The 11,413-nt window shown below is 66.1% G+C and carries 9 protein-coding genes and 1 riboswitch; of the genes, 8 read left to right on the top strand and 1 reads right to left on the bottom strand.

Going from position 1 to position 11,413, the window contains the following annotated elements:
- Position 1 precedes the first annotated feature (1 nt).
- The 3 genes from AC57BR_RS15880 (at position 2) to ndk (ending at position 2,301) form a co-directional block, all read left to right on the top strand.
- Positions 2–1,363, top strand: coding sequence for a bifunctional folylpolyglutamate synthase/dihydrofolate synthase (locus tag AC57BR_RS15880; RefSeq protein ID WP_496362213.1), 1,362 nt, complete (start codon positions 2–4; stop codon positions 1,361–1,363).
- Complete coding sequence (locus tag AC57BR_RS15875; protein ID WP_496362211.1) at positions 1,363–1,818, top strand: DUF4233 domain-containing protein; 456 nt, start codon at positions 1,363–1,365, stop codon at positions 1,816–1,818. Before AC57BR_RS15880 ends, AC57BR_RS15875 begins: the two co-directional genes overlap by 1 nt.
- Before the next feature lie 63 nt (positions 1,819–1,881).
- Positions 1,882–2,301 carry a nucleoside-diphosphate kinase gene (ndk, locus tag AC57BR_RS15870; RefSeq protein ID WP_111905605.1) on the top strand — a complete coding sequence of 140 codons (420 nt, stop codon included), beginning with the start codon at positions 1,882–1,884 and terminating at the stop codon, positions 2,299–2,301.
- Positions 2,302–2,403: 102 nt separating this feature from the next.
- Here the strand turns inward: ndk and AC57BR_RS15865 are convergent, their stop codons facing one another.
- Positions 2,404–3,087, bottom strand: a complete 684-nt coding sequence (locus tag AC57BR_RS15865; RefSeq protein WP_496362209.1) for a vitamin K epoxide reductase family protein — start codon at positions 3,085–3,087, stop codon at positions 2,404–2,406.
- Positions 3,088–3,544: 457 nt separating this feature from the next.
- Between AC57BR_RS15865 and AC57BR_RS15860 the strand changes: the two genes are divergently transcribed.
- The 5 genes from AC57BR_RS15860 to obgE all read left to right on the top strand — a co-directional run bounded on the left by AC57BR_RS15860 (position 3,545) and on the right by obgE (position 11,359).
- Positions 3,545–6,856, top strand: a complete 3,312-nt coding sequence (locus tag AC57BR_RS15860) for an Rne/Rng family ribonuclease (protein ID WP_496362207.1) — start codon at positions 3,545–3,547, stop codon at positions 6,854–6,856.
- 192 nt (positions 6,857–7,048) lie between these two features.
- Positions 7,049–7,145, top strand: a riboswitch (TPP riboswitch).
- On the top strand, positions 7,128–8,693 hold the full coding sequence (locus AC57BR_RS15855; protein WP_496362205.1) for a bifunctional hydroxymethylpyrimidine kinase/phosphomethylpyrimidine kinase: 1,566 nt from the start codon (positions 7,128–7,130) through the stop codon (positions 8,691–8,693). (Overlaps the previous riboswitch by 18 nt.)
- Positions 8,694–9,020: 327 nt before the next feature.
- Positions 9,021–9,329 carry a 50S ribosomal protein L21 gene (gene rplU, locus AC57BR_RS15850; protein ID WP_003803420.1) on the top strand — a complete coding sequence of 103 codons (309 nt, stop codon included), beginning with the start codon at positions 9,021–9,023 and terminating at the stop codon, positions 9,327–9,329.
- A gap of 59 nt (positions 9,330–9,388) precedes the next feature.
- Complete coding sequence (gene rpmA / locus AC57BR_RS15845; RefSeq protein ID WP_003803426.1) at positions 9,389–9,652, top strand: 50S ribosomal protein L27; 264 nt, start codon at positions 9,389–9,391, stop codon at positions 9,650–9,652.
- A 117-nt stretch (positions 9,653–9,769) separates the two neighbouring features.
- Positions 9,770–11,359, top strand: coding sequence for a GTPase ObgE (gene obgE / locus AC57BR_RS15840; protein ID WP_496362201.1), 1,590 nt, complete (start codon positions 9,770–9,772; stop codon positions 11,357–11,359).
- The last annotated feature ends 54 nt before the right edge of the window (positions 11,360–11,413 follow it).

Raw genomic sequence — 11,413 nt, 5'->3', positions numbered from 1 at the left:
TATGACCGACGAATTCTCCGTGGAGAGCGTCTACGCCGAGCTCCTGGGCCGGGCACCGGAAAACAAGATGGAGCCCCGGCTTGCCCCGCTGTTCCGCGCCATGGATGTGCTGGGGGAGCCCAACAAGGCCTACCCGATCATCCACATCACCGGCACCAACGGCAAGACGTCAACGGCCCGGATGATCGAGGCCGGCCTCCGCGCCCACGGCCTCAGCACCGGGCGCTACACCAGCCCGCACCTGTCCAAGGTGACGGAGCGGATCAGCCTGGACGGCGCGCCTGTGTCCGACGAGACGTTCGTGCGCATCTGGGACGAGATCCGGCCCTACCTGCAGATCGTGGACGACGAACTCACCGCAGAGGGCCAGCCCCGGCTGACGTACTTCGAGTGCCTGACCATCCTGGCCTTCGCCGTGTTCGCTGACCAGCCGGTCAATGTGGCCATCATGGAGGTGGGCCTCGGCGGCATCACCGACGCCACCAACGTGGGCGACGGCCAGGTGTCCGTGGTGACCCCCATCTCCCTCGACCACACCGACCTGCTGGGCGACACCACCGAGGACATTGCCCACGAGAAAGCCGGCATCATCAAGCCCGGCGGCTTCCTGGTCAGCGCGGCCCAGCCGCTGGACGCCGCGCAGGTCCTGCTGGAGAAGGCCAAGGAGGTGCAGGTCCCGTTCCGCTTCGAAGGCGTGGAATTCGGCGTCGAGTCCCGGCAGGTCGCCGTCGGCGGACAGGTGGTGACCGTCCAGGGCCTCGCCGGCCGCTACCCGGACCTCATGGTCCCGCTGCACGGTGCCCACCAGGCCGAGAACGCCGCCGTGGCCGTGGCCGCCCTGGAGGCGTTCCTTGGCGGCGGGGAGAAGGAACTGTCCCTGGAGGTCCTGCAGGAGGCCTTCGCCACCGTCTCGTCCCCGGGCCGCCTCGAGGTTGTGCGGACAGCCCCCACCATCATCGTGGACGCTGCCCACAACCCGGACGGCATCCGGGCCTCGGCCGAGGCAATCCAGGAGGCCTTCAGCTTCAGCAAGCTGGTGGTCGTGGTGGGCGTGCTCAAGGAAAAGGACGCCGAGGAGATCCTGCGCCAGCTCAAGGAATCACTGGGCGGCCTCGCGGAGGAATTCTGCTTCACCCAGTCCAACTCCCCGCGGGCGGTGCCAGCAACGGAACTGGCGGAGCTCGCCGTCGACCTCGGCTTTGGCGAGGAAAACGTGCACATCGCCGAGAAGCTGGACGACGCATTGGAGTGGGCCGTTGAACGCGCTGAAGCCAACGACGACCTCGCCGGCGGCGTGCTGGTGACGGGCTCCATCACGCTGGTGGCGGATGCCCGCATCCTGCTTGGCAAGGAAACAGCCTGATGGCGCGGCTCACCAAGGCGCAGCGTGAATGGCGCCCGGGAATGCCCAAGAAGCGCCGGTCCACCAAGATCATGTTCGCCTCGACGGTCCTGCTGCTGGAAGCCTTCGTGGTCTTCTTCGCCACGCTGGCGGTGTTCGGTTTGCGCCGCGCCGAGATCTCCCCCGCGCTGATCCTCTCCGTGGGCATCGGACTGAGCGTGGTGCTGATCCTGGCCTGCGCCGTGCTGTCCAGGCCGTGGGGCGTGGGGCTGGGCTGGGTCCTGCAACTGGTGCTCATCCTCAGCGGCTTCGCGGAACCCATGATGTTCCTCGTGGGCGCGCTGTTCGCCATCGCCTGGTGGTACGGCATCCGGGCCGGCATCCGGATTGACCGCGAGGCCGCCCAGCGGGACCGCGAGCAGGCCGAGTGGGAGGCCACCCACCCGGAGGCCGCCGGCAATGAAGGCGCTGGCTGAAGGCTCGGGCCAGACCCCGTAGACTTACCGTCGAAACCCACAACCAACCTCATTGGAGCAACTGTGAGCATTGAGCGCACCCTTGTCCTGATCAAGCCGGACGGCGTCAGCCGCAACCTGACCGGCGAAATCCTCAAGAGGATCGAAGCCAAGGGCTACACCCTGGCCGAACTCAAGAAGACCAACGCCAGCCGGGAACTGCTCGAGCAGCACTACGAGGAGCACGTGGGCAAGCCGTTCTACGAGCCGCTCGTGGAGTTCATGCTCAGCGGCCCCGTGGTCGCAGCGATCTTCGAAGGCCACCGCGTCATTGAAGGCTTCCGGTCGCTGGCCGGCACCACCGACCCCACGACGGCGGCCCCCGGCACCATCCGCGGCGACTTCGGCCGCGACTGGGGCCTGAAGGTCCAGCAGAACCTCGTCCACGGCTCGGACTCGGTGGACTCGGCCGAGCGCGAAATCAAGATCTGGTTCCAGGCCTAAAGCCGCCAAGACCTCCTGGAGGTTAAGCGCGAACTGGCAGCTAATGCCCCGACAAGCTGTATTTGAGGGCGTTAGCTGCCAGTTCGGGCTTTTTTCGTTGGCCTAGAAGCCTGAGGTGCCGGCGAACACCTGGATGAACGCGAAGAAGATCGTCGCAATCACGGCAACGTAGAGCAGCGCCGAGATGATCCAGCCCGAGTCGCCCAGTATCTTGGCCACGCCGGCCGGCGCCGGAATCACCCCGTGGACTACGTTCCGCACGGTCACCCAGACAAAGAGCGGAATCATCGCTGCCCAGACAACCATGCAGAACGGGCACAGGATGCGGATGGAATACAGCGCCTGGGACCACAGCCACACCACGAAGATGAAGCCGAGGGTGATGCCGGCCTGCAGCCCGAGCCAGTACCAGCGCTCGAACCGGGCGCCGGCAAGCAGCGCCATTCCCACGGTGATCGTGATGGCGAAGGCCACAATTCCGATGAACATGTTGGGGAAACCGAAGACTGAGCTCTGCCACGTCTGCATGACCTGCCCGCAAGAAATCCAGGGGTTTACGTCGCAGATGGTGGCGTGGTTGGGATCCTTGAGGACCTCCAGCTTTTCCAGCACCAGCATGCCGGATGCCAGCCAGCCCACTACGCCGGTGATGACCAGCAGCCAGCCGAAGGGGCGGTCGCGTGTCATGGCCGGTACGGCAGCACCGGCCGAAGCCGCGGCGGGCCCGGCACCGTCCTGGTGGTTCTGTTCGTAGTCCGTGCCTGTGGAAGGCGATATGCGTGGCATGGGATGGCGTCCTTAGTCTGGGGTGCTCCTGCCCAGATTGTATCGCCGCCGGCTTGAGGCAGTCTGTAGTCACCGCCAAAGGCCGCATTGACCGGCTCTGTCACACAATTACAGCGTTTTTGAACGGCAATATGAGAGAATAAACGTGGCTGGAGCGCGAACCACATTCGAACTCCAGTCCGGTGGCTTGTTCCTAAGACCGCCAATGAGCAGTGGTGCAGGCTTTGGAAAGAAGATCCAGCCTCCCACCTTCCATTGGACGGCACCTGGTTGTGGTTGTCAGAAACAACGGGTTCCAGTAACAATCCCGCCGGCCTGTCAGGCCTGCCGCACCCCACTGCCGGTGCGAGCCTGCTGGTATCCAATTGACTTCTGTCAATGCCTGCGGGTTTTGACAATATGTGCCCCAATGGGTGCCGAATGTGGCGGTACGTCAGGGGCAGGAGTGTTGCCACATATGGATAATGACCAGGTTATAGCCGTTAATGTTGAACCGGCTGCCGCCGGCGAAGCCGCCGAGGCTCCCAAGAAAGCCACCAGGACCCGGCGCAAGGCGCCGGCCAAGGCCGCGGCAACGGACGCGGAATCCGCGACGTCGGCCGAGACTGCAGCGGCTGAGACCGCAGTGCCGGAGTCGGTTGTCACGGAAAGCGCGGAAGCCCCTGCCAAGACCCCGGTGCGCCGGACCCGCGCCCGGAAGAAGGTTGCCGAGGAGCCGTTGCCCGCGTTTGCGGAAGCTGCCGGGGCCGAAGTGGATGTGCAGGAAGCTGGCGGGCAGGTAGCCGCCACGGAGCCGGCGGTCGAGGCTGCGGCCGTTCCGGCCGCCGTGGAACCTTCTGCCGAGTCAAAGCCTGTGCGCCGCCGCCGGACAACAAAGCCGAAAGCCGCGGAGCCCGCCGAAAGCCCCGCTGAGTCAGCGGAATCTGCCACGTCACCCGCCGCCGTAACTGCCACTGAGGCGGCGCCAAGCGGCCAGACGGAAGTGCCCGCCCCGGCTGCTGGCACCCCTGAAGCCCAGGCAGCGCCGGCCAAATCAGCCCCTGCCGAGCCGGCGGCTGCACAGGAAGCCGTTGCCGAGGAAGAGGCCGAAGAAGAAGCTGCCGGGCAGTCGCCCGTGGGTTCGCTCTTCCTGGAGCCTGCCTCAGTTACATCGATCATCTTCCAGGCCCCTGACCTGAACACGGTCATCCGCCCTGCCGCTCCCGCCAAAGAGGAGGCGGCAGCCGAGGACGGCGACGAGGACGAGCTGGAGGACGAGGGCGGCCGCCGCCGGCGGCGCAGCCGCGGCCGCCGCGGCCGCAGCCGGACCGACCGCGAGATCACCGACGGAGATGAGGGGACAGACGAGTCTGACGAAGCCGGCGAAGATGAGGGTGCGCAGCCGGAAGACGGCGTGACGTCCCGCCGTCGCAGGCGCCGCCGCCGCGGTGACCAGGACCTGGAACTGACCGGCGGGGGAGAAGACGATCCCCCCAACACGGTCACCCGCGTCCGGGCCCCGCGGACCATCAGCGAGGCACCGGCTAGCAACCGCGTGACCAGCGTCAAGGGATCCACCCGCCTGGAGGCCAAGAAGCAGCGCCGCCGCGAATCGCGGGACACCGGCCGCCGCCGCACCGTGATTACCGAGGCCGAGTTCCTGGCCCGCCGGGAATCCGTGGACCGCCAGATGATCGTCCGCCAGCGCGACGACAGAATCCAGATCGGTGTCCTGGAGGACGGCGTCCTGGCTGAGCATTTCGTCTCCAAAACGCAGCAGGACTCCCTGATCGGCAACGTCTACCTGGGCAAGGTCCAGAACGTCCTGCCGTCCATGGAAGCCGCTTTCGTCGACATCGGACGCGGTCGCAACGCCGTGCTGTATGCCGGTGAGGTCAACTGGGACGCAGCCACCCTCGAAGGCAAGCAGCGCCGGATCGAAAACGCGCTGAAGTCCGGCGACTCCGTCCTGGTCCAGGTCACCAAGGATCCCGTGGGCCACAAGGGTGCCCGGCTCACCAGCCAGATCTCCCTGCCCGGCCGGTACCTCGTGTACGTCCCTGGCGGGTCCATGACCGGCATCTCCCGCAAGCTGCCCGACGTCGAACGCAACCGCCTGAAGCGGATCCTCAAGGACCGCCTCCCCGAGGACGCCGGTGTCATTGTGCGGACGGCCGCTGAAGGCGCCTCCGAGGAGGAACTGACCCACGACATTAACCGTCTTCGTGCCCAGTGGGAGGGGATTGACAGCCAGGCGAAGTCCACCAAGGTGCTCGCCCCCGAACTGCTGTACGGCGAACCGGACCTGACCATCAAGGTTGTGCGGGACGTCTTCAACGAGGACTTCTCCAAGCTGATCGTGTCCGGTGACGAAGCGTGGGACACCATCGAGGCCTACGTCACCTACGTTGCTCCGGACCTGGTGGGCCGGCTCGAAAAGTGGACCAGGGACGAGGACATCTTCTCCGCCTGGCGCATTGACGAGCAGATCCACAAGGCACTGGACCGCAAGGTATTCCTACCGTCAGGCGGTTCGCTGGTCATTGACCGGACCGAGGCCATGACGGTGGTTGACGTCAACACCGGCAAGTTCACCGGCAGCGGCGGCAACCTCGAAGAGACGGTCACCAAGAACAACCTCGAAGCAGCCGAGGAAGTTGTCCGCCAGCTGCGGCTGCGCGACATCGGCGGCATCATCGTCATCGACTTCATCGACATGGTGCTGGAATCCAACCGCGACCTGGTCCTGCGCCGCCTGGTCGAGTGCCTGGGCCGCGACCGGACCAAACACCAGGTGGCCGAAGTGACCTCCTTGGGACTCGTGCAGATGACGCGCAAGCGCATGGGCACCGGCCTCCTTGAAGTCTTCGGCGAGCAGTGCGAGGCATGCGCCGGCCGCGGCGTCGTCACCCATGACGAGCCGGTGGAGCACCGCCGCGCCAACACCGTGGCCGCGGAACACCACGTGCACCGCGCAGAGGTCCAGCCCCCTGCCCGGGCCGAGCGGAAGCGCCGCCGCGGCAAGGGCGGACAGCCGTCCGAGACTGCCCCGGCTGCCCCTGCTGCCGTGCACCACCCGGAACCGTCGGAAGCAGAACGCCACGCCAAGGCTGAAGCGACCCGCGCTGCCCTCGCCAACATCGCGGCAGCGGCCCACGCCGCCCACCTGCATGAGGAAGCAGCGCACAGCGCCGCAGCGTCGGGTGAGGGCGCCCGGCCGGCTGCCCCCGCGGCCGCAGCAGCACCGGAAAGCCCCGTGGTGCACCGTGCTCCGGAAACGGAGAGCGTCTCTGGACGGCCCGGAGCGGTGCTTACGTTCGGTGGCGAGAAGGTGATTCTTCCGTTCGTCGATCACAGCGAGGAACCGGCCAAGGAAACGCCGGCTTTGACGCTGGACCGCCTGGAGGAAGCCTTCGCGCACCTGGGCGCTCCAATCGCTCCGGCCGAAGAGGAGGCTCCCGCGCCGGCCCGCCCGGCAAGCCGGCAGCCGGAACGCACCGATGGCCAGCCCGTCGCAGGCCAGCCGGCCACAAGGCAGCCGGTGGAAAGCCCCGCCGCGCCGTCCCGCAGCCGCCGTCCGCGTCGCAACCGCAGTGCCAGCCGCGCCCAGGGTGCAGCCAACGAGACATCCGTGGAACATCACGAGGTTGCGCCGGCTGCTGCTGCGGGGCATTCGCACGAGGCCAAGGCTCCGGAGGCGGGCGATGCGCAGGGAGCGCCCAAGGCTACTCAGCGGCCGGCCAGCGAGCCGATCATTCTGGGCGTCGGGGTACCCGCCTCAGAACTGTAGGACTGGCGAACCCTGAGCTGATGTATGGAAAGGTCCGGCACCGCACCTGCGGTGCCGGACCTTTCTGGTTCCGGAGGATTTGGCCCGGTCAAGTCAAAAGAAACGAGCCGGAAAGCGGCGGGCCACAGCCCCGCGGAAGCCTGTCGCAAACGTCAAATTCGGTGTCCCAGGCCGGACGAACCGCTAGGCTGGGGGACTGACACGGGGTGCCGCGCACGGGCCGGCTGAGATCCAAACCCGTTGAACCTGTCCGGTTAGCACCGGCGAAGGGATGTCTTCCTTGTCATCAGCATCGCTCCTGCCCGCACCCGCGGCTGCCGCCGGTTCCCTTGTGGACACCGTGGCGCCAGCCCTTCCGACTTCCCGCGACGTTCCCCGGGTCCTTGCCATTGCGGGCTCGGATCCGTCCGGCGGAGCAGGCATCCAGGCCGACCTGAAAAGTATTGCGGCCCACGGTGGCTACGGGATGGCAGCAATAACGGCCCTCACCGCACAGAACACCACCGGCGTGCGCGGCGTGCACGTTCCGCCGGCTTCTTTCCTGTCCGCGCAACTGGACGCTGTCAGCGACGACATCCAGGTGGACGCCGTGAAGATCGGCATGCTCGGCGATGCACAGGTGATAACCGCAGTGCGCAACTGGCTCGAAAAGGTGCGCCCCGGCGTCGTGGTTCTCGATCCGGTGATGGTGGCCACCAGCGGTGACCGCCTCCTTCAGGAGTCCGCGGAGGCTGCACTCGGCGAATTACTGCCGCTGGCGGACCTGATCACCCCAAACCTGCCCGAACTTGCCATGCTGCTTGGGGAGCCGGAGGCCGCCGACTGGTCCTCCGCTCTTGACCAGGGCAAGCGGCTCGCGGCCCGGACCGGCGCCACGGTCCTTGTCAAAGGCGGCCACCTGAACGGCTCAACCTGCCCGGACGCCCTCGTCAACACTGCCGGGCTGCTGTCTGCGGAGGTGGTGGAGATCGCCGGTGAACGGATCACCACGCGGAACAGCCACGGCACCGGGTGCTCGCTCTCCTCGGCCATGGCCACGGCCCAGGCGCGGCTGGGCGACTGGGAAGCCTCATTGCGGGAGGTCAAGCCCTGGCTGGCCGGAGCCCTCCGTACATCCGGGCAGCTGGAGGTCGGCGCAGGCAACGGACCGATCAACCACTTCCACCACCTGGCCCGGCCCGAACGTGAGGGCGGGTTCGCGGAACTGCTGCGCGCCGAGACCGTTGCCGACCTGGAAGCCATCTATGGCCTGGGCTTCATCCGTGGACTTGCCGAAGGCACCCTGGTGGAGAAGGAATTCGCGTACTACCTGGCACAGGATGCCATTTACCTCAACGGCTACTCCCGCGTCCTGGCGCGGGCCAGCGCACTCGCGCCAACCGAGTCCGAGCAGCTGTTCTGGGCGCGCTCGGCCCAGCAATGCCTGGAGGTTGAATCGGAACTGCACCGCAACTGGCTCAGCACGCGCACCGTGCAGACGGAGCTTGGCCCGGTCACGAAAGCGTACGTGGATCATCTGGTTGCGGCTTCGGCAAGCGGCAGTTACGCGGTGCTTGTCGCCGCGGTCCTGCCTTGCTTCTGGCTGTATGCCGAGGTGGGGGAGACCCTGTACGCCGAATATGTGGCCGCCGGGTCGCAGGCCGGGCACCCGTATGCCGAGTGGCTGCGGACGTACGCCGACGAGGAGTTCGCTGCCGCGACTATGCGGGCCATAGAAATCGCCGACGACGCCGGCAGGGCCGCCTCTGCGGGAGAGCGTGAAGCGATGATCACCGCGTTCCGGCAGTCCTGCCGGTACGAGGTGGAATTCTTCGACGCGCCGAGCCATCACAGCTGAGCGGAAGTGGGCGCTATGCCCGGTAAGATAGTCGCGCACGGCACCGGATATCCGGAACGGCACCCCTGTGGCGCCTATCACGGACAACCCGCCGGTGCCAGCCTCATTTGCGACCGACGACGGAATTAGCGTATTCTAGATCTTCGGTGCTTACGCCAACACTTGGGTTATGACCCGGGATCGTCCAATCGGGCTGGTTCCTGGGATAGCTCACGGGTTCCCCCCGGGCAATCCACGGCGTTGAGGCACAGCGAGAGCCAGGCCAATCATGGACCCAGGTTCCGCACGCAAATTTAGTAATAGACGTCGAGAGAAGTGAGTGCCCAAGTGGTGTACGCGATTGTCCGCGCAGGCGGCCGCCAAGAGAAGGTTTCCGTTGGAGACTTCGTTACCCTGAACCGCGTCGCCGGTGGAGCTGGCAGCACCATTGAGCTGCCCGCGCTGCTCCTGGTAGACGGCGACAAGGTCACGTCCGCAGCTGCGGACCTGGCCAAGGTCACGGTTACGGCTGAGATCCTCCAGGACCTCCGTGGTCCGAAGATCGTCATCCAGAAGTTCAAGAACAAGACCGGTTACAAGAAGCGCCAGGGTCACCGCCAGGAACTGACCAAGGTCAAGATCACCGGCATCAAGTAACCTCGCGTTACTGTTCAGGTTTTCAACAGATTCCCCAGAATTAAAGGCAGGCATTCCAAATGGCACACAAAAAAGGCGCGAGCTCCACTCGCAACGGTCGTGACTCCAACGCCCAGTACCTCGGCGTCAAGCGCTTCGGCGGCCAGGTAGTTTCCGCTGGCGAGATCATCGTCCGCCAGCGCGGCACCCACTTCCACCCCGGTGCGGGCGTTGGCCGTGGCGGCGACGACACCCTGTTCGCACTGCAGGCAGGTGCCGTTGAATTCGGCACGCGCCGCGGCCGTCGGGTCGTCAACATCGTTGCTGCTGCAGCTGCAGAGTAACAACAAGTTCTAAACCGGTGGAGCGGGCCATGATGGCCCGCTCCACTGTTCTTTTAACCGCATTAGAATCAATCTGGACGTTCCAAACAGCCAGGTTAAGCACAGAGGAGATACACCGTGGCGAGCTTTGTAGACCGGGTAGTACTGCACGTATCCGGCGGTACCGGCGGCCACGGCTGTGTCTCCGTTCACCGTGAGAAGTTCAAGCCGCTGGGCGGACCCGACGGCGGCAACGGCGGCGACGGTGGCGACGTCATCCTGCGCGTCGACTCGCAGACCACCACGCTGCTCGACTACCACCACGCACCCCACCGGCACGCCACTAACGGCGGCCCCGGCATGGGTGACTGGCGCGGCGGCAAGAACGGCGAAACCCTGGTCCTGCCGGTTCCGGACGGAACCGTCGTCAAGACCAAGGACGGCAAGGTCCTTGCCGACCTCGTCGGCGAGGGCACCGAATTCATCGCGGCGTCCGGCGGGCAGGGCGGGCTCGGCAACGCCGCCCTGTCCTCCCAGAAGCGGCGGGCGCCGGGCTTCGCCCTGCTTGGCATCGAGGGTGACGCCAGCGACATCGTCCTTGAGCTGAAGTCGATCGCGGACATTGCCCTGGTGGGTTTCCCCTCCGCCGGCAAGTCCAGCCTGATCGCGGCCATGTCCGCCGCCCGCCCGAAGATCGCCGATTACCCTTTCACCACGCTCATCCCCAACCTCGGCGTGGTCCAGGCCGGCGACGTCCGTTTCACCATTGCCGACGTTCCGGGACTCATCGAGGGCGCCAGCGAAGGCAAGGGCCTGGGCCACAACTTCCTCCGACACGTCGAACGCTGCGCAGCTTTGGTCCACGTTTTGGACTGCGGTACGCTGGAATCTGACCGAGATCCGCTCTCCGACCTCGCAATTATTGAAACCGAGCTCGAAAAGTATGCGGTGGACATGAGCTACGCCGGCTCGAATGGCGAAGTTGTCCCGCTCAACCACCGTCCACGGCTGGTGGCACTGAATAAGGTGGACCTTCCGGACGGCAAGGACATGGCCGAGTTCGTCCGGCCGGAGCTGGAGTCCCGCGGCTACCGCGTCTTCGAAGTTTCAGCCACGAGCCATGAGGGCCTGCGCCAGCTTGGCTTCGCCATGGCAGAGATCGTGCAGGCCGCCCGCCACAGTGTGGAGGCCACGCCGCCGAAGGTGCACGCACCGGTACTGCGGCCCCGGGCCGTCAACGAGACCGGTTTCCGGATCCGCCGCGAGGAGAAGAACCTGGAGCCGCTGTTCCGCGTGCTGGGCGAGAAGCCCGTGCGCTGGGTCAAGCAGACGGACTTCACCAACGAGGAAGCCATTGGCTACCTTGCCGACCGCCTGGCCAAGCTCGGTGTAGAAACCGAGCTGTTCAAGCAGGGCGCCAAGCCCGGCGACACCGTGGTGATCGGTGAGGACGACGGCGTGGTGTTTGACTGGGAGCCGACCATGATGGCAGGCGCCGAGCTGCTGGCCTCGCCGCGCGGCACGGACGTCCGCTTCGCAGACATCGGCGACCGTCCCACCCGCAGCCAGAAGCGCGAGGAACAGATCGAACGGCGCGAGGCGAAGGCAGCGGCACGGGCAGAGCTGGAAGCCGAGCGCAAAGCCGGCATCTGGACCGAGTCCGTCAGCGCGCGCCGGGCTGCCCAGCCTCTCAAGGAGAGCGGACTGAACACCGAACATGAGGAGTGAACCCGCACACGTGACCGATACTTCCGCAATTGTCATCGAGGAACCCCGGACCGA

The organism is Arthrobacter sp. BGA-UO-ETr-C19, assembly GCF_059568005.1.
This window is presented reverse-complemented; position numbering and strand designations above follow the sequence as displayed.

Bases quoted from the DNA above. Each gene is read 5' to 3' on its own strand.
- AC57BR_RS15880 (WP_496362213.1), top strand. From the start codon at position 2: ATGACCGACGAATTCTCCGTGGAGAGCGTCTACGCCGAGCTCCTGGGC.
- AC57BR_RS15875 (WP_496362211.1), top strand. From the start codon at position 1,363: ATGGCGCGGCTCACCAAGGCGCAGCGTGAATGGCGCCCGGGAATGCCC.
- AC57BR_RS15865 (WP_496362209.1), bottom strand. From the start codon at position 3,087: ATGCCACGCATATCGCCTTCCACAGGCACGGACTACGAACAGAACCAC.
- AC57BR_RS15860 (WP_496362207.1), top strand. From the start codon at position 3,545: ATGGATAATGACCAGGTTATAGCCGTTAATGTTGAACCGGCTGCCGCC.
- AC57BR_RS15855 (WP_496362205.1), top strand. From the start codon at position 7,128: ATGTCTTCCTTGTCATCAGCATCGCTCCTGCCCGCACCCGCGGCTGCC.
- rpmA (WP_003803426.1), top strand. From the start codon at position 9,389: ATGGCACACAAAAAAGGCGCGAGCTCCACTCGCAACGGTCGTGACTCC.